The 25,953-nt window shown below is 38.4% G+C and carries 25 protein-coding genes, 2 tRNA genes and 1 riboswitch; of the genes, 3 read left to right on the top strand and 24 right to left on the bottom strand.

The genetic code is table 11. The features are described from left to right. Window positions 1–13: 13 nt before the first annotated feature. The 12 genes from folE to R8923_RS03460 form a co-directional block, all read right to left on the bottom strand. Entirely contained in the window at window positions 14–583 is a 570-nt protein-coding gene (folE, locus tag R8923_RS03515; protein ID WP_485871374.1) for a GTP cyclohydrolase I FolE, read from the bottom strand. Window positions 584–762: 179 nt separating this feature from the next. Beyond that, window positions 763–835, bottom strand: a tRNA-Asp gene (locus R8923_RS03510). A 4-nt stretch (window positions 836–839) separates the two neighbouring features. Further along, a tRNA-Glu gene (locus R8923_RS03505) sits at window positions 840–911 on the bottom strand. Window positions 912–1,082: 171 nt separating this feature from the next. Beyond that, window positions 1,083–3,581 carry a pectate lyase-like adhesive domain-containing protein gene (locus R8923_RS03500; RefSeq protein ID WP_485871373.1) on the bottom strand — a complete coding sequence of 833 codons (2,499 nt, stop codon included), beginning with the start codon at window positions 3,579–3,581 and terminating at the stop codon, window positions 1,083–1,085. 16 nt (window positions 3,582–3,597) lie between these two features. Next, the gene (locus R8923_RS03495) at window positions 3,598–4,617 is read right to left on the bottom strand and encodes a WxLIP family cell surface protein (protein ID WP_485871372.1); all 1,020 of its coding nucleotides are present in this window, start codon (window positions 4,615–4,617) and stop codon (window positions 3,598–3,600) included. A gap of 64 nt (window positions 4,618–4,681) precedes the next feature. Beyond that, entirely contained in the window at window positions 4,682–5,380 is a 699-nt protein-coding gene (locus R8923_RS03490; RefSeq protein WP_485871371.1) for a WxL domain-containing protein, read from the bottom strand. 301 nt (window positions 5,381–5,681) lie between these two features. Beyond that, window positions 5,682–6,827, bottom strand: coding sequence for a 30S ribosomal protein S1 (gene rpsA, locus R8923_RS03485; RefSeq protein ID WP_485871370.1), 1,146 nt, complete (start codon window positions 6,825–6,827; stop codon window positions 5,682–5,684). A gap of 282 nt (window positions 6,828–7,109) precedes the next feature. Beyond that, window positions 7,110–7,781 carry a (d)CMP kinase gene (cmk, locus tag R8923_RS03480; protein ID WP_485871369.1) on the bottom strand — a complete coding sequence of 224 codons (672 nt, stop codon included), beginning with the start codon at window positions 7,779–7,781 and terminating at the stop codon, window positions 7,110–7,112. A gap of 1 nt (window position 7,782) precedes the next feature. Beyond that, on the bottom strand, window positions 7,783–8,760 hold the full coding sequence (locus R8923_RS03475) for an asparaginase (protein ID WP_485871368.1): 978 nt from the start codon (window positions 8,758–8,760) through the stop codon (window positions 7,783–7,785). Between the two features lie 80 nt (window positions 8,761–8,840). After that, window positions 8,841–9,560 carry a LysM peptidoglycan-binding domain-containing protein gene (locus R8923_RS03470; RefSeq protein ID WP_485871367.1) on the bottom strand — a complete coding sequence of 240 codons (720 nt, stop codon included), beginning with the start codon at window positions 9,558–9,560 and terminating at the stop codon, window positions 8,841–8,843. Window positions 9,561–9,671: 111 nt separating this feature from the next. Then, window positions 9,672–11,084 carry a RecQ family ATP-dependent DNA helicase gene (locus tag R8923_RS03465; protein WP_485871366.1) on the bottom strand — a complete coding sequence of 471 codons (1,413 nt, stop codon included), beginning with the start codon at window positions 11,082–11,084 and terminating at the stop codon, window positions 9,672–9,674. Continuing rightward, window positions 11,081–12,076, bottom strand: a complete 996-nt coding sequence (locus R8923_RS03460) for a YpbB family protein (protein WP_485871365.1) — start codon at window positions 12,074–12,076, stop codon at window positions 11,081–11,083. Before R8923_RS03460 ends, R8923_RS03465 begins: the two co-directional genes overlap by 4 nt. A gap of 113 nt (window positions 12,077–12,189) precedes the next feature. On the opposite strand from R8923_RS03460, the gene R8923_RS03455 reads away from it, so the two are divergent. Further along, window positions 12,190–12,441: a ferredoxin gene (locus tag R8923_RS03455; RefSeq protein ID WP_485871364.1), complete on the top strand. Its 252-nt coding sequence runs from the start codon at window positions 12,190–12,192 to the stop codon at window positions 12,439–12,441. Here R8923_RS03455 and R8923_RS03450 read toward each other — a convergent pair whose 3' ends face one another. The 12 genes from R8923_RS03450 to fur all read right to left on the bottom strand — a co-directional run bounded on the left by R8923_RS03450 (window position 12,442) and on the right by fur (window position 23,800). Further along, a complete protein-coding gene (locus tag R8923_RS03450; RefSeq protein ID WP_485871363.1) occupies window positions 12,442–13,056 on the bottom strand; it encodes an ECF transporter S component in 615 nt (204 codons plus the stop codon). Between the two features lie 175 nt (window positions 13,057–13,231). Next, window positions 13,232–13,352: riboswitch (FMN riboswitch) on the bottom strand. An 81-nt stretch (window positions 13,353–13,433) separates the two neighbouring features. After that, complete coding sequence (locus tag R8923_RS03445; protein ID WP_485871362.1) at window positions 13,434–13,958, bottom strand: acyl-CoA thioesterase; 525 nt, start codon at window positions 13,956–13,958, stop codon at window positions 13,434–13,436. Between the two features lie 5 nt (window positions 13,959–13,963). Beyond that, entirely contained in the window at window positions 13,964–15,757 is a 1,794-nt protein-coding gene (locus R8923_RS03440; protein ID WP_485871361.1) for an ATP-binding protein, read from the bottom strand. An 85-nt stretch (window positions 15,758–15,842) separates the two neighbouring features. Beyond that, window positions 15,843–16,559, bottom strand: a complete 717-nt coding sequence (locus tag R8923_RS03435) for a response regulator transcription factor (RefSeq protein WP_485871360.1) — start codon at window positions 16,557–16,559, stop codon at window positions 15,843–15,845. 206 nt (window positions 16,560–16,765) lie between these two features. Continuing rightward, window positions 16,766–17,506 carry a pseudouridine synthase gene (locus tag R8923_RS03430; protein ID WP_485871359.1) on the bottom strand — a complete coding sequence of 247 codons (741 nt, stop codon included), beginning with the start codon at window positions 17,504–17,506 and terminating at the stop codon, window positions 16,766–16,768. After that, window positions 17,506–18,090 carry an SMC-Scp complex subunit ScpB gene (scpB, locus tag R8923_RS03425; protein ID WP_485871358.1) on the bottom strand — a complete coding sequence of 195 codons (585 nt, stop codon included), beginning with the start codon at window positions 18,088–18,090 and terminating at the stop codon, window positions 17,506–17,508. The genes R8923_RS03430 and scpB overlap by 1 nt, the downstream gene beginning before the upstream one ends. Further along, complete coding sequence (locus tag R8923_RS03420; RefSeq protein WP_485871357.1) at window positions 18,083–18,826, bottom strand: segregation/condensation protein A; 744 nt, start codon at window positions 18,824–18,826, stop codon at window positions 18,083–18,085. The genes scpB and R8923_RS03420 overlap by 8 nt, the downstream gene beginning before the upstream one ends. A 6-nt stretch (window positions 18,827–18,832) precedes the next feature. Continuing rightward, window positions 18,833–20,143 (bottom strand): diaminopimelate decarboxylase, encoded by a 1,311-nt coding sequence (gene lysA / locus R8923_RS03415; RefSeq protein ID WP_485871356.1) that lies wholly within the window; start codon window positions 20,141–20,143, stop codon window positions 18,833–18,835. Between the two features lie 131 nt (window positions 20,144–20,274). Next, window positions 20,275–21,093, bottom strand: coding sequence for a purine-nucleoside phosphorylase (locus R8923_RS03410; protein WP_485871355.1), 819 nt, complete (start codon window positions 21,091–21,093; stop codon window positions 20,275–20,277). A 25-nt stretch (window positions 21,094–21,118) separates the two neighbouring features. Beyond that, window positions 21,119–22,303, bottom strand: a complete 1,185-nt coding sequence (deoB, locus tag R8923_RS03405; RefSeq protein ID WP_485871354.1) for a phosphopentomutase — start codon at window positions 22,301–22,303, stop codon at window positions 21,119–21,121. 23 nt (window positions 22,304–22,326) lie between these two features. Continuing rightward, window positions 22,327–23,220 (bottom strand): site-specific tyrosine recombinase XerD, encoded by an 894-nt coding sequence (gene xerD, locus R8923_RS03400; protein WP_485871353.1) that lies wholly within the window; start codon window positions 23,218–23,220, stop codon window positions 22,327–22,329. Window positions 23,221–23,350: 130 nt separating this feature from the next. Further along, the gene (fur, locus tag R8923_RS03395; protein WP_485871352.1) at window positions 23,351–23,800 is read right to left on the bottom strand and encodes a ferric iron uptake transcriptional regulator; all 450 of its coding nucleotides are present in this window, start codon (window positions 23,798–23,800) and stop codon (window positions 23,351–23,353) included. A 318-nt stretch (window positions 23,801–24,118) separates the two neighbouring features. Here fur and R8923_RS03390 point away from each other — a divergent pair, with 318 nt between their 5' ends. Next, complete coding sequence (locus R8923_RS03390) at window positions 24,119–24,961, top strand: ABC transporter ATP-binding protein (RefSeq protein ID WP_485871351.1); 843 nt, start codon at window positions 24,119–24,121, stop codon at window positions 24,959–24,961. Continuing rightward, complete coding sequence (locus R8923_RS03385; protein ID WP_485871350.1) at window positions 24,939–25,937, top strand: NAD(P)/FAD-dependent oxidoreductase; 999 nt, start codon at window positions 24,939–24,941, stop codon at window positions 25,935–25,937. The genes R8923_RS03390 and R8923_RS03385 overlap by 23 nt, the downstream gene beginning before the upstream one ends. Window positions 25,938–25,953 lie beyond the last annotated feature (16 nt).

The raw sequence follows: 25,953 nt of genomic DNA, 5'->3' as shown, positions 1-25,953 counted from the left end.
GTAATTGTTCACTTTATGAATGATTAATTAATGACATGACCTCACTACGCAACTTATCATCCGTTCGAAAAGCGCCACGAACTGCACTCGTAATCGTTTTTGCACCCGGTTTATTCACACCGCGAATCGTCATGCACATATGCTCCGCCTCTAAAATTACCATCACACCAAGCGGTTTTAATTTTTCCATCATAATTTCCGCAACCGTAGTCGTAATTCGCTCCTGAAGTTGTGGGCGCTTACTCACATCATCGACAACACGAGCAAGCTTACTCAGTCCAGCAACACGACCATCCTGCGGTAAGTAAGCAACATGGGCTACCCCAAAGAAAGGGACCAAATGATGTTCGCACATCGAAGAAAAACGAATATCACGAACAAGAACAAGCTCTTCATGTTGTTCTTCAAACACTGTATTAAAATGCACCGATGGATCTTTTGTAAGTCCCGAAAAAACTTCCTCATACATACGAGCAACACGCATCGGTGTATCTATTAACCCTTCTCGGTTTGGATTTTCCCCAACCGCTTCCAAAATAATACGAACAGCATCAGCAATTTTTTCTTTATTAATATCTTCCATGCCCTTACCCCTTTTTGATTTATTCCCCTTTATCTTAACACATCACAGTCTTTACGGTAAATGCAAACACCTCTTATGCCTAAAGAATTAAAAAACTTCCTACTATATAATGATACGCAGACCTCCACTTAATTCTCACCAAAAAGAAAAAGCTTGCCAACAAATGGCAAACTTCAAAACGGTCCCGACGGGATTTGAACCCGCGATCTCCTGCGTGACAGGCAGGCATGTTAACCCCTACACCACGGAACCTAAGTGACCCGTACGGGATTCGAACCCGTGTTACCGCCGTGAAAGGGCGGTGTCTTAACCGCTTGACCAACGGGCCTTAGTGTATAATTATGCTAATTAATTAATAATAGCTACTCTATTCAGCTTTTTTATTATATCACATTTGCCTTTACTGTCAATCACTTTTCCAAATAAAAATAGAAAAACCGCTCGAAATATTCTTCAAAACGGTTTTTCTATATGCTTCAATAAACGTATTAAACCATAATCAAGGCGCATCTTGAAGTGTCCATGAAATTTTACCTTGATATGCATCATCAGCATAAACCGTTGCCGTGTCAGCCTCAACAAGTACACCTTGATTATCCGCCCAATCCACCTGAACTGGGTTTTCATTTATCGTTTCATATTCAAAAACAGGATACGGCGAACTCCCAAGCGTAACCTTTTCCCCGTTCGAATTTATAAAAATGAAAGCATTTTCTAAAACATGGTTCGGATCTTTCGTAGACGTTAAAGGTTTGGTAATGGTAGCATTCACAACCCATTTTGAGCCAGTAGCTCTTGTATCCACTACACTAATCCCCCACGTTGACTCATCGCGTCCGAGGATTTCTCGTTTCCCCGTAATTTGAGCAGGTTTAAAGTCCATTTCTTGACTCACTTCCTCAAATTTCACACTACGTACAAATACATGAATCGAAATTGTTTTTGTGACGCCGCGAAGTTCAAGAGTTGCCGTATAGTCACCAGGTACCGCTTGAAGAGTTGAATTTTGAACTGTAATCTCATTTGAAATATCAGCACCAGAATTCACATCAAAGCCTGTAGCACCTGATTTCGCCTTAATCAATTGTTCAAGATCCGCAGCCGATTTCCCACTAACTTCGCTTTGTTCCACACTAAATGAAGTTGCTTTTAAAGCCGTACCATTTTGGACAACTGTATCACCATCTTTTACAAAAACCGGTACTTCCATTCGCGTTTGATTCCCTGCTCGGTCTGTCAATGAAACAACGGCCTTTTTTGATCCAAATGTACTTGTATCTGGTATCGCTTCAATTTTCGTCGTAACACCTTGACCACTTGTATTATCCGATTTATCACGAATGTTCGTCACAAAATCATTAGCATTTGTAGAAAGCGCCTCTCCAATTGAAACAATTTGTGGAACAGCATCCCCAGTTGGTGCAGTCACATCTGTAACCGTTATTTTTGTCGTCTTATTAATATAGTAATCGGTTGAAGCAGATACACTTACTTCCGTATATGGTTTTATATATCCAGCTGGAATAGCTATTTGAAAATAACCTGTGCTATCCGAGTTTCCAGTCAACGTTTTAGTGACGCCTTGCTCCACATAAGAAACTTCAATAGCCACATTTTTAGCAGTCTGTCCACTTAAACTTGACTGACTATCATTTAATGCATTCACATTTAGTGGTAAATTCCCAATTGAAAGAACCTTCATTTTCGCTACATTAAATTCGGTAGCAGTTACAGGTACATTCGCGCTATTAATTGTTGTCGTTGAACCATTTGTTGTAATACCCATTTGCACGTTTGCTTGGTCTTCTCTACTATACGAATAAGTTGGCAAACCAATTGTGCTAGCGCTTCCTGAAATGTTCCAATAGTTAATTAATCCTCCATTTAAATTCATCTGTCCAGAACCTGAAGAATAGCCAATCGTATTAGAAGTGTTCCCATTGTACATTAGAAAATACGCCGGATCGTTTACATTCAAACTACCTCCACTACTAAACTTAATTAAGTTTCCGCTACCTCCCGTTTTATTCAAAACAAATGTTGCATCTTTGTTAACTGTTAATGCACCTGAAAGTGTTAAGAAATCACTCGCAACGCCTGCTTGGTAAAATTCCGCCGTACCGCCATCATCTACAAAAAAGTTTCCGCCTACGCCAGCTCGGTTAAAGGAAGTCGACGTTTCTAAATGAAGCGAGGCATTTTTTCCAACATTTATCGAAACGGGATTTGAGGCGCTTCGGTAAAACACACCATTTCCATCCGCATATATGTTGACATTAGCGCCATCACGTACATTGAAAAAATTACTTGTAGAAGAATCTTCGCCGTACCAAACCAAACTATCATTCGAACTTGATGGGTGACGAATTTCAATATTCCCATCAAAAGTAATACCGCCAATCTCGGCAAGTTCTTGTTCTGTTGCTGAACCGCTAACAAATTTGCCAATTTCAACATTTGTATTCCCTTTAAGTTCAAGCGTCCCAGCAGTATTCCAAATGAGCTGCGGGCCTTTGTAGGTTACATTATTATACGTTACATTGACCCCTTTGGCCGCGTTAGCCACGTACACTGTTCCATAATAGTTTTTCCCAAAAATAGTAAGGTCTTGCATTGTAATTTGTTTTGTCGAAGAATTTGAGTTCACATATATTGTTCCTGTTGTACCAGTTGAACTCCCTGTTTCTGTTAAGGTGTGTATTTCTTCTGTTGCTGGGTCTTTTCCAGAAATCGTGAATGGCGTCCGGCCCACCGGCACTTGAATACCACTCGACAGACTTATATCCGCTCCAAAATAAATCTTCGTTATGCTGTTATTTTGAACAGCCGCTTTCAACCCTGTATAATCATTTACAATGATTTCATCTGCATTTAATGTAATCGCCGCAGAAACAGAGCCACCATCATGTTTAGAAAATTTTGAGTCTATAACTTTAACGGATTGAAGAGCACCTAGAATGACCAAAGTGGAGAAGAAAATGAACACGCATTTTCTCATAAAAGTACTCACTCCTTTAATTCTCATCGTCCTTATTCTTCTTACGACGCACGATAAACCAAATGACAAGAAGCACGATAGCGATAGCTAATATCCCACCAATTATCCACCACCACAAATAATTTTTCTCAACATCAACGGCTTTTTTATTTAAATCTTTTGCATCGCTTCCTATTTTAAATTCTTTTGTGAAGCTCCATGTTTCTTTTTCATTATCAGCTTTTAATTTTAAAACATAAGTTCCCTCTTCAAGCGGCTGATTTTCCCAGTTAATGGCATATGCAAAATTGGAATTTGGTGCCATCTTCAAATCTGTTTTGGCCGTTTCATGAAGAACCTTTTTGTCACCTTTTTTATACACTTTTGCATCAACCGATAAATTATCTAAAATCACTGGTTGATCGTTCTGCAAGACAGCGCTCACAGATGTACGATAATTATCTAAGCCTGCTTTTACATTCAATAAATTTAAATTCGGTTCTATTTTCTTTGTCGTCTCAGAAAGCTGAATTCCTACTATATAAGAGTATTCATTTTCGATACTCAAGCCTGATTCTTCAGTACCCTTAGTTTCTTCATTAACTTGTGTAAATTCAACAGCGCCTAAAATAATACCATCAAAGCTCTCCTTTGGCATTGCTACATTAATCCAAACATCTTTAAAGCTATTTGCTGGGATAGTGATTTCATCCTCTATGACTTCCGCAATTTTTGGAAGTGGTACCTTTAAGCTTTCATCAGCTTTTTTTAAAGGTTTTTTCGAATAATCGATTATGCCACTTTTATTTGTTGAAGCATAGGTTATATCTTGTTTAACTTTAATTTCATGGTTTGAACTATTAAATACTTTCACTTGAAGTCGTTGTTCCATGAGTGGTTTCATACGCAAATCAAAATAGCCTTGACTTTTATCGATTTGATTTTCCGGAATAACAGCTTGAACAGAATAATCAACATCTTCTGCTTGAGCCAATATATTTGGAACAAATAAAATCATGGTTACAGTGGTCACTATTACTAAGAAAAATTTTTTCATTTTCTTCCCCCTACTTAAAAAATAAAGGCTGCTGCTTTTTTAAGCAGCAGCCCGCATAAATAAATTATACGCCGGGTGCGTCTGTTAGTTTCCACGTAATTTTTGCTTGATGGCTTCCTACAGTCGCTGAACCACCTGGAACTTCGATAGATACTTTTTCATTTGTATCTCCTGATGCCATCCATCTGTTAATCCAAGTTCCCATACCTTGATTCGAACTCGCTACCATAACAGAAGCACTTGTTGTCCCATCAGTTGGAAGTTCTACAGTCTGTGTGCTTGTTGGAGCATTTGAAGTTGAAGAGCCTGTTACAGCTTCACCATTTTCAAATGTAATTTTCGCTCCGCGAAGTGATTCGTTCGCTCCATCTGTAAACTTACTTGCTGTAGCAGAAACGGACCAACCAGCACCTGTTCCACGTCTATCAGAAACTTGAATAAAAGGTTTTTTAGAAATTGAAGAGTAAACTTCAGTCCCACTTGAAACTTCATGTGATCCAAAATCAATAGAAGAAACATAATCAAGTGTTAAAGCTCCTGTGTCACCAGTTGGTAAATCGGTTGGATTATCTGGATCAGTTGGATCTAATGGATTAATCGGATTTAATGGATCGACAGGGGCAACTGGACCAGTCCCAGCAATAAAAGTAATATTTGCATTAGATTCCGCTGTTTTGTCAGCTGCAAATGTAGTTGCTGGTAATAATGATGTTACTAAAACTGTTGTTCCAAGACCTGCTAGTAATGCTGTAGTTTTTTTCATGAGTTAACTCCTTTGTAGTTGATAACAACATTATAGGCGATAGTCTTTTCTCTGACAACAGGATTTTTGCCAACTTGAAATTTTCACAACAGATTCTAACTTATTTTTCATTTTGGTAGCACTTCAATTATAGGTATGCCAATTGTTTACGAAAATGTGAACAAATTGTGACGCTCCGGAATTTTATTTTTCCTTATTAAATTTTAATATATAGCTCTATACCCTGCTTTACAGGTATTAAAAACATTTTTACATAAAAAAAAGAGCCAATTCAAATTGACTCTTTTACACATTTTCATAATTAATCGTTTCGATTTTGGATATCTTTTAATTGATCACCAATTAAGTCCCCCATTTGGAAACCAGTATTTTCTTCTGGAAGCTCATAATCTTGTTCTTCAACAGGTTCTTCTTGAAGTGCTTTGATGCTAAGCGATAAACGTTTCTCACCTTCATTTACATCTAGAACCTTCACTTCTACTTCTTGACCTTCAGATAAAACTTCATTTGGTGTTCCAATATGCTGATGCGCAATTTGCGAAATATGAACTAAACCTTCCACACCTGGAAAAAGTTCAACAAATGCGCCAAATGATACAAGACGCATCACTTTTCCTTTTAGCACTGAACCAACAGGTGCTTTTTCGTTAATATTATCCCAAGGGCCTGGTTCTGTTTCTTTAATAGAAAGCGAGATTCTCTCATTAGCAGGATCAATTCCGATAACTTTTACTTGTACAGATTGACCTTCAGATAAAACTTCTCCCGGAGTTGAAATATGTTGATAAGAAATTTGCGAAATATGAACAAGTCCGTCCACACCGCCTAAATCAACAAACGCACCAAACGCAGCAAGACGCTCTACTGTACCAGTAAGTACATCGCCTTCCTTAATATTTGCTAGAATTTCTTTTTTCTTCGCTTCTTTTTCTTCTTCTACAATCGCACGGTGGCTTAAAATAACACGGTTATTTTCTGGTTCAAATTCAACCACTTTAAAGGCAATAGTCTTTCCTTTATAGTCAGAAAAATCTTCGACAAAATGGTCTTCCACTAAAGAAGCAGGTACAAATGCGCGCACTCCTAGGTCAACCACTAAACCGCCCTTTACGACATCGCTTACAACAGCATCAAATACTTCACCAGATTCAAATTTAGCTTGAATATCATCGACTGCTTTTAAAGCATCTACTTTACGCTTAGAAAGGACAAGTACATCTTCCTCTACTTTAGTTACAATTAAATCTAATGTGTCTCCAACTTTAACTACGTCAGAAGCTGATTCCACATGTACATTTGAAAGTTCACTGATTGGAACGACACCATCCAGTTTACTATCAGGAATGCCGACATAGACTTGTTTTTCTTCTACGCTTGTAACTGTACCGGTGACTTTGTCTCCTTCTTCAAAATTCCTAACTTCCACATTGTTTAATTCATCAGACATGTGTAGCCCTCCTCAATTCGTTTGTCGAATTAGGACTTTCCGTATGTGCAAAAGAAGTGACAAACTTCAAAAAATTTCCTCATGAAATCACTCAACAACACCTGTCGCAAATGACACACGTATCCATTGTTGTAAATAACACTTGATTTTTTGCAAGAAAATCCTAAAAGATTTAAAAAAAATCTCTCTTCTAACATCCTACAATTGCAATAATTTGTCAAGTTTTTTTTATGATAAAAAAAGACCATTCAGTTTTAGGTCTTTTTTCAAAAAATATACTCTTTAATCCATTATTTCATGCGCCAGTGATAAAATTTTCGTAGCGACTGCATCAATTTTCATACTTGTCGTATCAACAACTATTGCATCATCAGCTTTTTTAAGTGGCGAATGTTCACGTGTGTAATCCAAATGATCGCGAGCTTCAATTTCTTTTTTCAACTGATCGATATGTTCATGAAATCCTTTTGCCTTATTCTCTTTAAAACGTCTTTCTGCACGCTCCTGAACACTGGCTAAAAGAAAAATCTTTAATTCTGCATGCGGAAGAACTGCTGTTCCAATATCTCGACCATCCATAACAATTCCGCCTTCTTCTGCAAAAAATTGTTGTCTTTTTTGAAGTTCAATTCGAATAGCAGGATGTGCTGCAACAATTGAAACATGGTTTGTTACTTCATTTGAGCGAATTACCTCCGTCACATTCATATCATTAATAAATACTTGCTGCACTTCTCCTGGCTCAAAACGAATAATTGTTTTTTCTAATAAATTAGCTAGTGTTGTTTCATCTTTATAGTCTATTTTATTTTCCCATGCGAGATAGGTAACCGCACGGTACATAGCCCCTGTATCAATGTAAATAAAATTTAATTTTTTAGCTACAATCTTTGCCACAGTACTTTTTCCTGCAGCAGCAGGTCCATCAATTGCAATACAGATCTTTTTAGTCATATTAAAACCCTTTCAGTTCACTAAAATTAGTTTGATTTATTTCCATATTTGCCGCAAGCAAAACCATTAGCCGCATTCGCGCTTTTTTACTATCATAATCTCCCCCTAAAAGAACACCATGATTATGAAGATCAAATGTGCTACCTAAATAGTCGTAAGTCGTGTAAACATTTCCCTCTTCAGCACTTGTTGTAATCACAACCGGTATTCCTTTTTCGATAGCACGATTAATAGCAGGCATCATTTTTGGAGCAACTTGCCCTCTGCCAACACCTTCTAAAACAATGCCAGCCACATTTTTTGTAATTGCAGAATCAATAAAAAATCCATCTGCATCTAAATAACATTTAATAATGACTACATCAGAGAGCGGTTTTTTAAGCGAATAGCATTCATGCCTAACTGGCTTTTGATAAATAAAAACTTTATCATTATCGATAATGCCTAAATAACCAAAACCAAATGAACTAAACCCTTGAATATTTGAAGCATGCACTTTTTTGACATAACGTGCTGCAAAAATTCGTTCATTAAACACAACAACGGTGCCTGCATTTTGAAGAAGTGGTTCACTTGCTGTGTAGACCGCGTGCCGAATATTAATATATGAATCAGTTCCCATCTCTTCTGGACCACGCTGTGAACCTGTTAGTACAACAGGCCGATTGTCTGTCACTGCCAAGTCAAGAAAATATGAAGTTTCTTCCAGTGAATCTGTACCGTGTGTAATCACAACCCCATCATAACTAACATCTTCAAAAATTTTCATGACAAGTTTCGCAAGTTCTGTCAAATTTTCTTTCGTAATATGCATGGAGGGCAGTTGAAAAGTAGAATAAATATCTACTTCAATTTCACGAGGTAACTCACATAATTCGACAAGTTCCTCGCCAGTAAGTTCACCCGATGCAAGCTTTCCAGATTCAGCTTTCTTACTTGCGATTGTTCCACCAGTAGTAATTAACGCAATTTTCGCCATACATACACCTCCATTTTTCCCATAAAAAGAACGAGCGCTTTTGGAAAAAATTTTCCGAGTCCTGCTCATTCTTTTTTACATTATTGTGGAATTTTAAGTACTGTCCCAATTGGAACGTTATTACTTGTAAGTCCGTTCGCTTGTTTGATTTTTTCAACACCGCTTGCAGCACCTGCAGAACCATAAGCATTTACTGCTATCCTGTAGAGGGTTTCTCCACTTTGAACCGTATGCGTACTTTTAGCCGCTTGTTCTTGTTGCTGTTTGGCTTCTTCAGCCGCTTTTGCTTCAGCGGCAGCCTTCTCTTCAGCTGCTTTTCGGTCAGCTTCTTCTTGCGCCGCTTTCTGTTCTGCTTCTTCAGCTTTTTTCGCTTCCTCAGCTTGCTTTGCTTCTTCAGCCGCTTTTGCTTCAGCTACTTTTTTTGCTTCTGCTTCCTTGGCTGCTTTTTCTTCAGCCGCTTTCTTTTCTTTTGCTTCTTTTTCTTTTTCAGCCGCTTCTTCTTTTGCTTTCTTATTGCTATCTACTGTCACACTTTTTTCCTCTTTCACTTCATTATCTGGTGTGCCAGCATTTTGAACAGCTAAAAAAACAATAATAGAAACAATTGGAATCAGAAGAAAGAATACAATCAAAACATTTAATAGTGGATATTTAAAGAAACCTTTTTTCTGTTTTTTTCTACTATCTGACCTAGATAACATTGGCGGTTCATTATCAAACTCATCCTCATCATCGTAGTAATCATTATCATAATCATCGGACTCCGTATAATCACGTTTGCCTCGTTTTCTTCTAGCCATCTACGTTCCTCCTTCATTCCAGACTAACATGGATATTGAAACATCCTTGAAATAATTATACCTATAAACGTAACATTCAACAACCTTTACAACTAATTTCTTTTAAAAAAATCATTCTAAAAATAATTTTCTGAGGATATCTTCCCAGTCAAACCTTTGTTGCCTAGCTACCACTTCCGCTTGTTTTGTATAAGCTTCTATGTTTAAAACGTCCAAATCACAACATGCGCCCGGTAATTGGGTAGGCTGTTCGTTTTCAGAAAAATAGCGCATCATATATTCTCTGCGACAACTAGTTTCATGTAAATAGCCCATCAACTTCTTTAAGTTTTCTAATTTCCATGCTTTCCGATACTCCAGTTTCGTCACCATTTCCCGTTCAGAAAGACCAGAACGAGCAAAGTAATCTAGCAGCCTTTTTTCAGTTTCAGGAAGTGTATCACGTAGTTTTTCAGGAAGCTTTAGAAGCGATAAGTCAGGTGCATCTTTATCAGCTAGTTGCCTTTGTATATTTTCATCGCCATTTGCATAAAGTAAGATGGCAAGACTTGGTTCGCCGTCACGTCCTGCACGACCAATTTCTTGGACGTAGGCCTCTAAGTCTGCCGGCATATGATAGTGAATAACATAGCGAATATCTGGTTTGTCAATCCCCATTCCAAAAGCACTCGTTGCACATATAACATCTAAAACACCAGCAACAAATTGTTGCTGAATAACGATACGATCAGAAGGCTCCATATCGCCGTGATAATGCGCCGCTTCCAAATGAAATTCATTCCGCAACCGAAAAGCGACTTCTTCCGCCAAACGCTTGCTTGAAAAATATAAAATGCCAGGTCCAGAAAGTTTATCCACCCATTCAAGAAGTGCCACCATTTTTTCTTGTCTTTTATGGAATTTCTGAACAGAAAGTGCAATATTTGGACGGTTAACAGAATAAATAAATGATTCGATTACTTCCATATGTAACTGTTTTAAAATATCACCGCGAACCTTCTCCGTCGCAGTTGCCGTTAAAATCATTGTGGTCGGATAATTCGCAAGCTTGCGAAATTCTCCTAAATACAAATAATCTGGCCTGAAGTCGTGTCCCCACTGAGAAATACAATGCGCCTCATCAATCACAAATAAGGCTAACTTTTGTTTTAAAATAACAGCTCGGATTTCCTCACTTGCAAGCATTTCTGGCGAAAGAAAAAGAAATTTATAAGCGCGAAGGTGTGCTAAAACCGCCTTTTTTTCTGAAAAAGAAAGAAAGCTATTTAACGCCGCTACCCGTTTCTCGCCGCCTGCACGCATACGCTCCACCTGATCTTGCATCAAACTAAGAAGCGGTGAGACAACAATCACAAGTCCATCCAGTAAATGCCCTGCCAGTTGATAGCAAAGCGTCTTCCCAGTTCCAGTTGGCAGCATCGCAAACACATCACGCCCAGAAAGGGCTGCCTCAATGATTTCCTTTTGCCCACTTCGAAAAGTATCAAAACCTAAATAATTTTTCAATTCTTGTTCTAAATTCATGATTTCACCTCGGAAACAACAGCAAGCCTAAGCTCAAAATAACTCAAATTTGGCATAAATTCTTTCATCTCTTTTAATGTTAAAAAGGTATGCTGAGAAAGCTCTAAAAGCACTTCCGATTCTGGTCTAAAAGGAACCACCAATTCTGGAAAAGTCGCCTGAATTTCCACAAAGTGGTCTTCAATCGTGCTTTTTTTTAATCGGCGTCGCTGCATGATTTGGCCAAATGTTTGCCCGTCTCGAAACAATTCATATGTCAAAAAGCCCGATTTTGTTAGTAACGCTTGATTTGGCCACATGAATTCGCTTAGTAAAGGAAATTCCTCTCTTTTCTCATGTAGCATATGCAAGCCGCGTAACCATTCGAAATAGCCATCCCAAAGCGGCATTTCCAACCTTTCACAAATTTGCATCGCCGTTTCTCCAATTCGCTCGCCGCCAGAAAAACGGCCAACATATAAGTCTTGATAAGTTATTTCTGGCATATCAAACCACTTTTTTAATTCTAAAAAAAGCATTTCAGTTAGCTCTTCATCATTTTGATGCCGATGCAACCATTGTTTTACCCAAATTTGCGTTTCCTTGTTACGTATAATTGGCAAATAATGCTTATTTTGATGATGCTTATTACTTACAACTTGCACCGCTAAAAGTAAATGCTCAAAAAAGCGGTGTGGTAAATCTTGCATGAAAAAACCATTCCAATTATTTTCTGTAAAATACGTTGGTAGACTAAATTTTTTTAGAGGCACAGCAACAGATTCGTCTAACCGAATGAAACCCGCTTCTTCTAAACCACGTAAGCGCAACAAAAAAACGTCTTCTTTTAAAAATGGAACTAATCCAAAATAGTTTTTAGCACGAAAAAGGTGTGTATCAGTTACTGCCTGTCCCGTTCGTTTTCCAGTTGCGATTGCATATAAAAATGGCACTTTACGTGCTCGCCCGTAAGTATGAACCATCAATAGAAGATATTCATCCAGTCTATCCAAATTTTAGCCCTCCATTCTCATGTAATCATAACATAGAAACGTTTGTTCGACACCTTTTTTTTGAAAAAATGTGTTATACTTAATCTATCTTTTTGGCAGAAAGGGGCAGTCAAGTGGAGAAATATGCCATTGTTGACCAAGATACATGTATAGCATGCGGAGCTTGCGCACTTCATGCGCCGCAAATTTTTGACTATAATACTGACGGACTCGCATTTAATGTCCTTGATAACAATACGGGCACGCACCCGATTTTAGAAACAGACTCGGACCAAGCTAACGAGGCCGAATTAAACTGCCCATCATTATCCATAAAAATAGCGGACCGCCCGTTTAATGGCAATCCGCATCGTTTCGATTTCTAATTAAGCGCTATGAACTTCATGGCGCTTTTTTTCATGCTTTTTCCGCTCTTTCGGCGATTGATTTTTAATGATGAAATTTTTCATAGGTCCGTAAAGAAGCAAGAAACCTGCGCTCACAATCACACCTTTTAATAAATTAAATGGAATAATCACTGCTATAATGAGCCCAAAAACATCTGTAGAGGCTGGAAGACCGCCAAGCGATATATAAAATGGCAATAGTACAAAATAATTGTAAATTGTCGACACTACTGTCAAACTTATTGTGCCAACACCTGTTGCGAAAATAAGCCCCTTCGTTCCGCGAAAATGACGGAATAAATAATAAATCGGTAAAGTGAAACAAATACCAGATAAGAAATTGGAGATTTCACCAACAGGCACGCCAACTGGGCTTCCCGAAACAATAAATTCCAAAACATTTTTAATTAGTTCAATCAAAATAATCGCAAGTGGTCCAAACATTAAACCACCAATCAGCGCTGGAATATCACTGAAATCTAGCTTTAAAAAGGGTGCACTTGGTAAAATTGGAAATTGCAAAAGCATAATGACAAATGCAAGCGTACCAAGCACTGCAACACTAACAAAAGTTTTCATCGAGTAATTTCTCATGAGTAAACTCTCCTCTTTTGTTCATCCAAAGAAAATACGGTACCCATTTAACTGTCTAACAAAAAAATCTCTCTAATCTTTAACATTAGAGAGATTTGTGAATATCTAAACAAGTCGGACGTAAAAACGCCAAACTCACGTAAATGTTCATTTGCAGACAAGCCAAAAAGGCTGCCAACATCCTCTCCCATCCAGACTATACTGTCGGTCCTGGAATTGCACCAGAGTCACCTGTTAAAAACAGATCGTGGACTATTACCACCGGTCGGGAATTACACCCTGCCCCGAAGATGAACGATATTTTATTTTCACCAAAAAAGATGATGAATCATTTAATATTTTACCACGAAAGTAAAAATTAGCAACCTTTTTTTTGTTTAAAATAGCCATAAGACTCCGGTATTTAATGATTCGGCAAGCACTCGGCTTGCTTTTAAACGCTCTTTTCTAGCATTCGCCCGCGCCTCACGCCCCGCATAAATCATTTTTTCTTCATCGCTTTCCGGTACAACTTCCGGAACTTCAACTGTTTTCCCGCTATCATCAATGGCAACGAAAGTTAAAAATGATGTGGCCGCTAAATAACGATCCCCCGTTTTTAAATCTTCAGAAATAACCTTCACGAAAATTTCCATTGAAGAACGCCCAACTGATGCTACATATGACTCAAGACAAACGGAATGGTCATTTTTGATAGGGCGAAGAAAGTCAACGGAATCAGTTGAAGCTGTGACGATTCCAACACGACAGTGTCTAGACGCACTAATCGACGCTGTGTCGTCAATGTACGTCATCAATTTTCCCCCAAAAAGGGTATTGTGGTTATTTGTATCTTGCGGAAACACACGACTTGTTTTAATAACTCGAGATTCTTTACAAAATTTTTGTTTTCGATTAGACAATTTAATTAACTCCTTTTTAATGGTAGGCTAATAATAAATGATGATCCTACGCCTACTGTACTTTCTACTGTAATACTCCCATTATGTGCCTCCACGATGTTTTTTACGATGGCTAGTCCAATTCCTGTACCTGCTTTACCACGTGTTCTTGCCTTATCCGCTTTATAAAAGCGTTCAAACAAGTAAGGAATGTCTTCTTCCGGAATTCCACTACCATTATCACTGACAATAATTAATAGTTGCCCATTTTCATAATCAGCATGTTCACGAACGGTGACAACGCCGTGATAACCTTCACGTCCAGTATGACGAATGGCGTTCATGATTAAATTAATGAGCACTTGTTCAAGACGGTCTACATCAAAGAAATAGACTAAGTCATAATCATCAACCTCCACTTTTAATTCTACAAAATTTTCTTTTGCCAAAACTTCGAAATTAGAAACCACCTTTGAAATAAATGGTGCCATTTTCATTTCTTGCTTGTCTAGTTGTGTAAAACCCGCTTCCATTCGCGCAAGGTCTAGCATATCATTAACTAGACGACCAATCCGGAGTGATTCCTCATAAATAATTTGTGCAAACTCCCGTACTTCCTCATCTGTTTGAGCAACACCGTCAATAATTGCCTCACTATAACCTTGTAACATCGAAATCGGTGTTCTAAGTTCATGCGAAATATTGCTAACAAAATCGCTTTTCATTTTCTCAAGCCGCTTCTCTTCTGTCATATCACGAATAACGGCCACAATGCTACGAACATTCTCCCCATTATAAAGTAATGTTAAAATAGCAACATACGTTTGATCTCCAAACGTAATTTCACCGACTTGTTCATCTCGACTGAGCAAAATCTCATCAAGCATCGCCTCTAATTTTTTAGGAATTAAAACTTTATCCTTGTTTTCATTCGAAAAAAACCAATTGTGCAAAAATTCTTCAGCAGGTGGATTGCTTAAAATAATTGTTTTATCAATATTAAATTTGATAACTCCATCCGCCATCCCAACTAAAATGTTCGATAATTGTTCTTTCTCTTGACGAAGTGCGCTAATATTGTATTTTAATTGCTGTGCCATATTGTTAAATGCAAGCCCCAAATCACCAATTTCATCATGCGTATAACTTGGGACGCGATTGTCGAAATTCCCCCTCGAAACAGCCACCGCAATTTTCTTCATTTCTCGAAGTGGAAATGCCATTCTGGAAGAAAAAACAAATGATAAAAATGATGTAATTAAAATTGCGCCTAGTCCTGCAAGTATAAGTGTTCTAGTTGCCTGTTTTGTCACGCTTAAAATGTCATGGAATGATTTATAAACATAGAGCACGCCACTTTCGCCATTATCTAATTGGAACTTTTTCACATAAAGTTGGACAGGGTAATTCGCCTCTTCTTCTTTAAAATCATATTTCATTTCTAGAGGCTCATCTTTTTTTGCCAATGCCTTATTAATCTTCTCGTTGTTCGTTAATCTTTCTATTGAATTATTAGAAATTTTATCCGTTGATTGCCTAGTATAAACGCTTTCACCATCACTAGAAATAATCACGCCTATCGTATCATCAAGTAGCGTGAGCGATTCACTACCAACCCCGTTTTCAGTTATAAAAGCATCATTTTTGTGCATGACGCCAATAATCTTAGATGCATCTTGGTCAAGCTCAGCTCTAATCTCTTTGAAATTATTTTTTTCATAAATGACAGCAACTAAAAAACCGCAAATGACAAGGACACCAATTAAAAGTAAAATAATTGTGCTCCAAATCTTTCCGACGATGCTATTCCACAACTTCATCTTACTCTGCCTCCCCTTAACCTAAAAATGAACAGGTTTTGAAGGTTGTCCATCACAACCGATTCAACCTGTCCATCTAATTCACTTAATCTTCTGGAACCTCAAATTTATAGCCTAGCCCCCAAACTGTGACAATCATTTTGGCAGCATCTTCAGAAACATCAAGTAATTTTTCTCTTAAACGTTTTACATGTGTATCAATCGTACGTAAATCCCCAAAAAATTCATATCGCCAAACTTCTTTTAAAAGTGATTCACGATCAAAAACTTTATCTGGTGATTTAGCTAAATAATATAATAAGTCATATTCTTTTGGCGTTAAATTGATTTCTATCCCATCTACAATCACTCGGTGCGCTTCATTATCAATGCTCAGGTGAGGGAAGTTAATCATATCACCAGGTGTTGCAGAAAATAAAGTTTTATCTTGTTGTTTCGCACGACGAAGGACAGCCTTAACACGAAGGACAACTTCTCTAGGACTGAACGGTTTTACAATGTAATCATCCGCGCCCACTTCAAATCCTTGCACGCGGTTAGCTTCTTCACCTTTTGCCGTTAGCATCACGACTGGTGTCGCCTTATACTCACGTAGTTCTCTGCAAACCTCGATACCATCTTTTCCTGGCATCATCAAATCAAGCAATATCACTTCATAATTATTGTTTAATGCCATATGAAGAGCTTGATCACCATCGCTCGCTTCTTCAATTCGAAAATTTTCTCTTTCCAAATACATTTTCAAGAGTCGACGAATACGATCTTCATCGTCAACAACAAGCACTTTTACTTGATCACTCATAAGTACTCATCCCCCACATTCTCATTTGCATTTCATCTACTCTGTTAGAGAGAATCATTCTGCACAATTAACTTTACAAGCAACTAAAAAAGTACCCACATACTTTTTCAGTGCCTTTACTAATTTATTAAATAGCTTGTCTACTAAATTATACATGTTTTCTTTTAAACAATCTATTAGAAACTTTTCTTCTGTTAAAAAAACTGTCATTGTCCAGATGGTTTTTGCCCAAACTTCGCTAACGCTTTCAGTTGTTTTACTTCATGATGGCTAAGCTCCCGTCTTTCTCCAGCATTCATTCCTCTCAAATCTAAAAAGGCGTACCCTTCACGCGAAAGTTTTTGTACAGGATAACCAATTGCCTCAAACATTTTTCTTACTTGGCGATTTCTACCTTCATGAATTGTGATTTCAACAATTGATTTACTCTTTCCTTTATCAAAGGAGCGCATTTTCACTCTAGCCGGTGCCGTCTTTCTTCCATCTATGACGACACCACGTTCAATATTTCTAAGTGCAACCTTTTCTGGAATTCCTTTTAAGCGAGCAATATATTTTTTTTCCACTTTAAATTTTGGATGCATTAATAGATTAGCAAATTCTCCGTCATTTGTCATGAGAAGTAACCCAGAAGTTTCATAATCGAGTCTTCCTACGGGATAAAGCCGTTCGTCGATGTCTAAAAAGTAATCCGATACGACTTTTCGCCCTTTATCATCAGTAACAGCAGACACAACACCTCTTGGCTTATAGAATAAAAAATAACGATGGATTTCTTTTGTAATTTCAATACCTTCTACTTCGATATGGTCAGAATTATTAACTTTTACGCCTAATTCCGTCACAACTTTTCCGTTCACTTTTACTTTACCTTCTTGGATAAGCACTTCTGCTTTTCGTCTTGAAGTCACCCCTGCATTCGCAATTGCTTTTTGCAATCTTTCCATTATTCTTCCTCCGTTCGGTTAAATTTATCAAAAAACAGATCCAACTCATCTTGTTCTGGTTCCGCCGAAGGTTCTGCAAGTTTTGGTAGTTCATCAATGCTACTTAAACCAAAGGCATCTAAAAATTCGCTTGTTGTCACGTATAATTTGGCACGGCCAGCTCCGTCTGCTCGTCCTCTATCCGTGATGAGTCCTTTTGCCACAAGTGTGCGTATCGGACCATCCGTTTTAACTCCACGCACTTCATCGACTTCCATACGCGTAATTGGCTGATTATAGGCAATAATCGCGAGCGTTTCAAGAGAAGCTTGTGATAATGAGCCAGAATGCGGTGCCTCTACTAACTTCCGTAAATATTCCGCGTGTTCTTTTTTCGTAGCAAGTTGAAAAGATCCTGCAAGCTCAAGAAGAATAAGACCACGAGAATCGTCTTTTTCATAGCGTTCCCCGAGGCTTTCTAGCAAGTTTAAAGCTTCAATATATGTGATTTCCATTGTTTCAGTTAACTGTTTTGTCGAAAGCCCCTCATCTCCTGCCGCAAACAGCAAACTTTCTAACACGCCAATTTGTTGCTCTTTATTCACTAAATTCCCCTCTACCTTCCACATACAAGTCTTCTAAACTACCAGATTGTTCCACTAAAATCAATTTTCGCTTCATCAATTCGAGCAATGCAAGAAAAGTTACAACAAGCTGTTCTTTTGTCCCCTTTTCGAACAAATCATCGAATTTCATTTTTCCTTTAACTTGATTTAGCTTATTTAAAACTTCATCCATACGTGCATCAATAGAAATTTCTTGGGTAGCGATACGCGTATGAAGCGGCTTATTAAACTTTTGCCTACGAAGTAACTTATTGAAAGCCCCAAGCATATCGTTTAACGTCACATCAAGTTCTACTGAAGTCGTGCCATCATCGTATTCGCCTAAATCCATTGGTGCTTTACTAAAGTAAAAACTACGTTCATTTTCCTTTTCTTTCAAATCTTTCGCTGCTTCCTTATAACGTTTGTATTCCATTAAACGTTCGATTAACTCATCACGCGGATCGAGTTCTGGATCAAATTCGTCAAAATCTTCCTCAAGTTCTTGCTTTGGTAATAACATTTTACTTTTAATGGCAAGTAGTGTTGCTGCCATAACTAAGTATTCACTTGCTACATCTAATTCCAAAAATTGCATTGTATGAATGTATTCCATATATTGCTCGGTAATTTCAGCAACTGGAATATCATAAATATCCACTTCCAATTTACCAATGAGGTGTAAAAGTAAATCAAGCGGCCCCTCAAATGCCTCTACTTTAAAATTCATTTCCATATTCATTCACCACGGTAAGTCATTTTGCACGAGATTTTCATATGATTCACGCCGCACAACAAGTTTCGCTTCGCCGTCCTCCACAAACACAACTGGTGGACGTGGAATGCGATTATAATTGCTCGCCATCGCATAGCCATATGCACCCGTACAAAATACAGCTAACACATCTCCAGCATTTGATTTTGGAAGCGGTAAATCCCAAATCAGCATATCGCCAGACTCACAGCACTTCCCAGCAATTGAAACCGTCTCTTCTGGCTCAAGTAACGGTGCATTTGCAAGAACGGCTTCATAGTGTGCCTCATATAGCGCCGGACGAATGTTATCGCTCATACCGCCATCAACGGCAACATACTCTCTAACACCTGGAACTTCTTTTCTAGAGCCTATTTTATAAAGGGTTGTCCCAGCTTCCCCAACTAGCGAGCGCCCAGGCTCAATCCAAATTTCAGGAACACGCAAACCATTTTCAGTGGCCATTTTTTTCACTTCTTGAATAATTTCCTTCACATATTCGGAAGGCTCAAGTGGTTTGTCTTCTTTAGTGTAACGGACACCAAATCCACCACCTAAGTTTAAAACTTGTGAATCAAAATGCAATGTGTCATGCCACTCCACCAATTTTTCCATAATACGATGTGCAGCCATAATAAAGCCTGTTGTTTCAAAAATTTGGGAGCCAATATGACAATGAAGCCCAATTAAATCAAATTGCTTTGGCGCTCTCAAAACGCGTTTGATAGCCTCTTCTGCCTGACCGTTTGTTAAGCCAAAACCAAATTTTGAATCATCTTGTCCTGTCAATATGTAATCATGCGTGTGCGCCTCAATCCCAGGAGTCACTCGAACTAAAACAGGTATTTTAGTTGCCCGCTTTTCAAGAATCTCTTGTAATAAATCAATTTCATAATAGTTATCAACAACAATACAACCAATGCCATATTCAATCGCCATTTCAATTTCTTCCACCGTTTTATTATTCCCGTGAAAGTGGATGCGTTCAGCTGGAAAATCCGCTTTAATCGCCGTATATAGTTCGCCGCCTGAAACCACATCAAGTGACAAACCTTCTTCCGCCATAAGTTTATAAATAGCAATGGAAGAAAATGCTTTACTCGCATATGCTACCTGTGCACGAACGCCTAACTTATCAAATGTCCTCTTAAATCCTCTGGCACGCTCACGAATTAGCGCAACATCATATACATATAAAGGTGTTCCAAATTCTTCGACTAATTTTAATGTGTCTACCCCTCCAATTTCTAGATGTCCTTTCGTATTCACATTCATAGTCCCAAAACGTTCAAATGTCACGCCTATCCCCCACCTTTTACCAAAGAAATTTAATTTAAGTTCTTTACTATAGTAGCATAAAGAACACTACAGAAACAATAACAATCTAAATAAAAATACCTTTACTAAAAAGCAAAGGTATTTTCATACAGTTAATTCAGTTCACCAACAATTGCTTTAACATATGTTAAAAATGTGCTTCTCACTTGATCGGTTGTTTCGATAACTTCAGCATGTGAGAGAGGCTGATCTAAAATGCCCGCCGCCATATTTGTAATGCAAGAAATTCCTAAAACGCGCATACCTGCATGTCTTGCCACAATGACTTCGGATACTGTTGACATCCCAACGGCGTCAGCGCCTAGTGTACGCATCATGCGAATTTCAGCTGGCGTTTCATATGTTGGTCCGCTAAAGCCAGCATAGACGCCTTCTTGAATATTGATTTCCAATTTATTTGCCAGTTTTCTCGCTTTTTCACGTAACGAAAGTTCATATGCTTCTGACATGTCTGGAAAGCGGGGGCCGAAATGATCTTCATTTTTTCCAATAAGAGGGCTAGTTCCTGTAAAGTTAATATGGTCGGAGATGAGCATCAAGTCGCCTGCTTTGTATAGTTCGTTCACACCACCAGCAGCATTTGTTACGATTAAAAATTCAACGCCCAATTCCTTCATCACACGAACTGGGAAAGTAACATCTTGCATTGAATAGCCTTCGTAAAAGTGGAAGCGACCTTGCATCGCTACAACCTGTTTATTTTGAAGTTCACCAAAAACAAACTGACCTGCGTGCCCTTCTACTGTTGAAACTGGAAAATGTGGTATCGCGTCATAAGATAATTTAACGGGATTCACAATTTCATCAGCTAAAACGCCTAAACCCGAGCCGAGAATGAGCCCAATTGTTGGCCGTTCCTTATAACTTTCTCTAATTTTCGCTACTGCTTCATTCACTTTTTGAGTGCTCATATCTTTTACTCCTTCTATTATTATATTATTTTAAGTCGTTCAAAAAACTTTTACCGTATTCAGGCATTTTCACGTCAAAGTTTTCCGCAACCGTTGCGCCTAGGTCCGCAAAAGTTTCTCGAAGCGGTAATTCTTCTCCGCCGTTTTTAAAGCGTTTAGAATACACAAGAAGTGGTACATATTCGCGCGTATGGTCCGTACCACGATAAGTCGGATCATTCCCGTGGTCCGCTGTAATAATCAGTAAATCGTCATCCTGCATGTTCTCAAACACTTCAGGAAGCCGTGCATCAAATTCTTGAAGCGCGAGACCATAACCTTCTGGATCACGACGATGACCAAATAACGCGTCAAAATCAACTAAATTCAGAAAGCTCATACCTTCAAACGGTTTGTCTAAAACTTGCACTAGTTTGTCCATTCCATCCATATTAGACTTCGTGCGAATGGACTCTGTTACACCTTCTCCGTCAAAAATATCGGAAATCTTACCAATTGCAATGACGTCCTTTCCGCCGTCCTTCAGCGCATTCATCACGGTTGGTTTAAACGGTTTAAGCGCGTAATCATGACGGTTTGCAGTCCGTTTAAAAGAACCCGGTTCCCCGACGTAAGGTCTTGCAATAATTCGTCCTAGCATGTAAGGATCATCCAGTGTGATTTCTCTACAAAATTCACAGATTTCATAAAGCTCTTCAAGTGGGATAACATCTTCGTGAGCTGCAATTTGGAGCACCGAGTCAGCAGATGTATACACAATTAAAGCGCCCGTTTTCATTTGTTCCAAACCAAGCTCGTCTAAAATTTCCGTTCCACTTGCTGGTTTATTGCCAATTACCTTTCGTCCCGTTTTATCTTCAATTTGCTTAATCAGCGCATCTGGAAAGCCATCTGGAAAAACACGAAACGGTGTATCAATATATAGCCCCATAATTTCCCAGTGCCCGGTCATCGTATCTTTACCACGCGACGCTTCTTGCATTTTCGTATAGTAGCCAAGTGGTTTTTCTTCTTTTTTTACGCCTAAAACGGGTTCAATATTAGAAAGACCCAGTTTCCCCATCTCTGGCATGCATAGACCCTTCATATGTTCTGCAATATGGCCAAATGTATCTACACCAAAATCGTCAAATTCAGCCGCATCCGGTGCCTCACCAATCCCAACTGAATCCATCACAATAACATGAATACGTTTAAACTTTTCAACCATTTCCTCATCGCCCTTCCACTAAATTATGCGCGCGGATGAAACTCTTTATACACATCTTTTAAGCGCGCCTTCGTTACATGCGTATAAATTTGTGTTGTTGAAATATCTGAATGTCCAAGCAGCTCTTGAACAGAACGCAAATCTGCCCCATTTTCAAGCAAGTGAGTCGCAAATGAATGCCGTAATGTATGCGGCGTAATGGGCTTTTCAATACCCGTTTTTTGCGTTAATTGTTTCAAAATTTTCCAAAACCCTTGCCGCGTTAAGCCATTTCCGTGATGATTTAAAAAGACAAAATCATTTCGCTTGGAAGACTTTCTCAATTTTGGTCGACCATTTCGTAAATATTCCTCTAAAACCATTGTGGCCGTTTTCCCAAGCGGAATGATGCGCTCTTTATTCCCTTTTCCAATCGTTTGAATAAACCCCATATGTAAATGAAGATCGTCCATTTTAAGTTGAACAAGCTCCGTAACACGCAGTCCCGTTGCATAAAGCACCTCAAGCATAGCTTGATCACGAAGACCAAACGGCGTATTCGTATTTGGTGCATCAAGCAACTTTTCAACTTCTTTAAGACTAAGCACTTTGGGTAAACTTTGCGCTTGTTTTGGCGTCTCAATTTGAATCATTGGATCGCCTTTAATTTTGCCGTCATGAAGTAAAAAATGAAAAAACGAACGAAGTGAAGCGATGTAACGTGCTACTGTACGTGGCGATTTCCCATCATTTCGAGCTGCACTAATGAAAGCCACAATATCCTCTCGTCCGACCTCTTCCAAATCAGCATCGTTTGATTTTTCTTTATAAAAGTTCGCAAAATAAAGCAAGTCACGTTTATAAGCAGCAAGCGTATTCATTGATAAACCACGTTCAACAGATAAAAAATGTAAAAAGTCTTCAATTAAGTCGTTCATTTTCTCGCCTCCTGCCCATTTATTTTAACACGAAACCATTCTCTGGTGAATTTTTATCTACTCACTTCCAAATTGTTGTTTTTTTCATATAATTAAAAAAGAACCACTACAATGATGTAGCAGTCCTAAACTATTTTCTGTTCGCCTTTTTACAGTCTGAGCAGACCCCTTGAAAGGTTAAACGATGATCTTTAATAAGGAAGTTCCAGCGCTGCTCAATTATTTTTTCAACATCTTCAAGCAAGTCTTCTTGGATTTCTTCAACAGAACCACATTCCAAACAAACAAGATGATGATGAAAATGCTTCGCTCCTTCTTGACGCAAATCATAACGCGATACACCATCACCAAAATTTATTTTATCAACAACTCGTAGCTCCGTTAACAGTTCGAGTGTCCGATAAACCGTTGCAAGCCCTGTATCAGGCGCAATACTCTTTACACGTAAAAAAACTTCTTCCGCACTTAAGTGATCTTTTTCGTTTTCAAGCAAAACACGTACAGTCGCTTCACGTTGTGGCGTTAATTTATAACTCGCATCATGAAGTTGAGCTTTAATGCGCTTAATGCGGCTTTCCATATGTACGCCTCCCTTAAAATAAATATTCTCAATCAGAAATTTTTATTTATAATAATTATTATTTAGAAATAAATATCTCTGCCTTCTCTCACACTAAAAACATTCGTACTTACGTTCAAATGACTATGGTTATAACGATAACATAAATCGCAAAAACTGTCTATAGTGATTATCATTTACAACAAAACATTAGATTATTTATAATTATTCTCATTTACTTTTTTAATTCTATAAAAATTTTACCTTGAAAGTTATGTCTAAAACGTCTATACTAAAGCCATTGAGAATCATTATCACTAAAACAAATGGAGTGATGTCATGCAAAACTTATATACCGAAAATCTACAAATTGCTTATGATAAACGAATTATTGTTGATTCATTAAATATAGCTATCCCCAAAGGAAAAATCACCGCTTTAGTTGGTGCAAACGGTTCTGGAAAGTCCACCATTTTAAAAACCATGTCTCGGCTTATGAAACCAACTAAAGGGCATGTCATTTTAGATGGGAAGAAAATCCATCAAGTTGCAACAAAACAAATTGCAAAGGAGCTTGCCATTTTACCACAAAATCCATCTGCACCAGGTGGCTTAACAGTTTATGAACTCATTTCCTATGGTCGCAGTCCCCATCAAACTGGCTTTTCAGTCGGAAATAAAGAGGATCGTAATATGGTTGACTGGGCACTCAAAATGACAAACCTTGAAGAGTTTAAAGACCGCCCTATCGAAAACCTATCTGGTGGACAAAGACAGCGTGCTTGGATTGCCATGGCACTTGCGCAAGATACATCCATTTTATTTTTAGATGAACCTACGACTTTTTTAGATATGACTCACCAACTCGATGTTATGAATATTCTAAAGCAATTGAATGAAACTGAAAATCGCACCATCGTTATGGTTGTGCATGATTTAAACCATGCATCGCGGTATGCTGAACATATGATTGCCATCAAAAACGGACAAGTCGCAGCAAGCGGTACACCGCAAGAGGTGATGACTTGCGAAGTTTTAGAGGATGTGTTTAACATTAAAGCCGATATTTTGATAGACCCTAGAAGCGGCGTGCCGCTTTGTCTTCCATATGAGACTTGTAACGGTTGTGAAATTAAAGATGTTGTAAGGGAGCTTGATCATGTTGAAGCCATCTCTATTTGATGTCACCATCATTGGTGGCGGTCCAGTTGGTCTGTACGCCGCTTTTTATAGCGGTCTTCGGTCAATGAAAACGAAAATTATTGATGCTGAACCAGATGTTGGTGGCAAAATTCGTTATTTCTATCCCGAAAAGTTAATTCATGATATTGGTGGCATTCCAGAAATTCTTGGCGCTGATTTGGTTGCAAATTTTAAGAAGCAAGCGGAAACATTTAATCCAACCTTTGTTTTAAACACCCGTGCAACGTCTGTCGTCAAACAAAATGATGGCACTTTTTATATTAAGACAAGTGACGGGGACGTCCATTTAAGCAAAACGATTATTATTGCAGTGGGTAGCGGGACTTACAAAATGAATCCGCTTGAAGCTCGTTTTGCGGAAAATTTTTCGGAGCAGGTTCACTATCATCTGCGTGATTTGGAAAAGTTTAAAGAGAAGAAAGTGGTTGTTTCTGGCGGCGGTGATGCAGCACTTGATGCGGCGCTTATGCTTCTTCCAATTGCTAAAAGTGTTGAATTGATTTACCGCGGTGATGATTTTAAAGGCTACGAAGAACGCGCTAAAACTGTTCATTCATCTGGTATTACAACGCATTTACACCATGAAATCACAAGTTTACTAGGCGACAATGAATTGAAAGAGATTGAATTAACTTGTCAGCATTCTGGGGAAAATAAAAAGGTTCTTTGTGATGCAATTTTTGTCAATCACGGCGTTGAAGTCGATATTGGCACAATGCGTGATTGGGGCTTTTCAACTGAGGAATGGGGCATTACTGTAGATAATGAAATGCAAACGACCATACCTGGTATTTATGCTTGCGGTGACGTCGCTTGCTATCCGAGAAAAATCAGAATTATTGCTGCTGGTCTTCATGAAGGACCAATAGCTGTAAATAGTGCCAAAAAATATTTAGATCCAGATGCAGCACCAGAAGCTATGGTTAGCACGCATCATGAGCATTTTATGCATTAAAAAGGTTGGGGTCCCC

This window comes from Listeria tempestatis (genome assembly GCF_963575625.1).
Taxonomy (GTDB): Bacteria; Bacillota; Bacilli; order Lactobacillales; family Listeriaceae; genus Listeria; species Listeria tempestatis.
Note: the sequence above shows the minus strand (reverse complement) of the source record. Positions and strands in the feature narration are given on the sequence as shown.

Bases quoted from the DNA above. Each gene is read 5' to 3' on its own strand.
- R8923_RS03420 (WP_485871357.1), bottom strand. From the start codon at position 18,826: ATGGAAATGAATTTTAAAGTAGAGGCATTTGAGGGGCCGCTTGATTTA.
- R8923_RS03495 (WP_485871372.1), bottom strand. From the start codon at position 4,617: ATGAAAAAATTTTTCTTAGTAATAGTGACCACTGTAACCATGATTTTA.
- R8923_RS03470 (WP_485871367.1), bottom strand. From the start codon at position 9,560: ATGGCTAGAAGAAAACGAGGCAAACGTGATTATACGGAGTCCGATGAT.
- R8923_RS03385 (WP_485871350.1), top strand. From the start codon at position 24,939: ATGTTGAAGCCATCTCTATTTGATGTCACCATCATTGGTGGCGGTCCA.
- fur (WP_485871352.1), bottom strand. From the start codon at position 23,800: ATGGAAAGCCGCATTAAGCGCATTAAAGCTCAACTTCATGATGCGAGT.
- R8923_RS03410 (WP_485871355.1), bottom strand. From the start codon at position 21,093: ATGAGCACTCAAAAAGTGAATGAAGCAGTAGCGAAAATTAGAGAAAGT.
- R8923_RS03450 (WP_485871363.1), bottom strand. From the start codon at position 13,056: ATGAGAAATTACTCGATGAAAACTTTTGTTAGTGTTGCAGTGCTTGGT.
- R8923_RS03440 (WP_485871361.1), bottom strand. From the start codon at position 15,757: ATGAAGTTGTGGAATAGCATCGTCGGAAAGATTTGGAGCACAATTATT.
- R8923_RS03435 (WP_485871360.1), bottom strand. From the start codon at position 16,559: ATGAGTGATCAAGTAAAAGTGCTTGTTGTTGACGATGAAGATCGTATT.
- R8923_RS03475 (WP_485871368.1), bottom strand. From the start codon at position 8,760: ATGGCGAAAATTGCGTTAATTACTACTGGTGGAACAATCGCAAGTAAG.
- R8923_RS03390 (WP_485871351.1), top strand. From the start codon at position 24,119: ATGCAAAACTTATATACCGAAAATCTACAAATTGCTTATGATAAACGA.
- deoB (WP_485871354.1), bottom strand. From the start codon at position 22,303: ATGGTTGAAAAGTTTAAACGTATTCATGTTATTGTGATGGATTCAGTT.
- R8923_RS03465 (WP_485871366.1), bottom strand. From the start codon at position 11,084: ATGAATTTAGAACAAGAATTGAAAAATTATTTAGGTTTTGATACTTTT.
- folE (WP_485871374.1), bottom strand. From the start codon at position 583: ATGGAAGATATTAATAAAGAAAAAATTGCTGATGCTGTTCGTATTATT.
- rpsA (WP_485871370.1), bottom strand. From the start codon at position 6,827: ATGTCTGATGAATTAAACAATGTGGAAGTTAGGAATTTTGAAGAAGGA.
- cmk (WP_485871369.1), bottom strand. From the start codon at position 7,781: ATGACTAAAAAGATCTGTATTGCAATTGATGGACCTGCTGCTGCAGGA.
- R8923_RS03430 (WP_485871359.1), bottom strand. From the start codon at position 17,506: ATGGAAAGATTGCAAAAAGCAATTGCGAATGCAGGGGTGACTTCAAGA.
- R8923_RS03490 (WP_485871371.1), bottom strand. From the start codon at position 5,380: ATGAAAAAAACTACAGCATTACTAGCAGGTCTTGGAACAACAGTTTTA.
- xerD (WP_485871353.1), bottom strand. From the start codon at position 23,220: ATGAACGACTTAATTGAAGACTTTTTACATTTTTTATCTGTTGAACGT.
- R8923_RS03500 (WP_485871373.1), bottom strand. From the start codon at position 3,581: ATGAGAAAATGCGTGTTCATTTTCTTCTCCACTTTGGTCATTCTAGGT.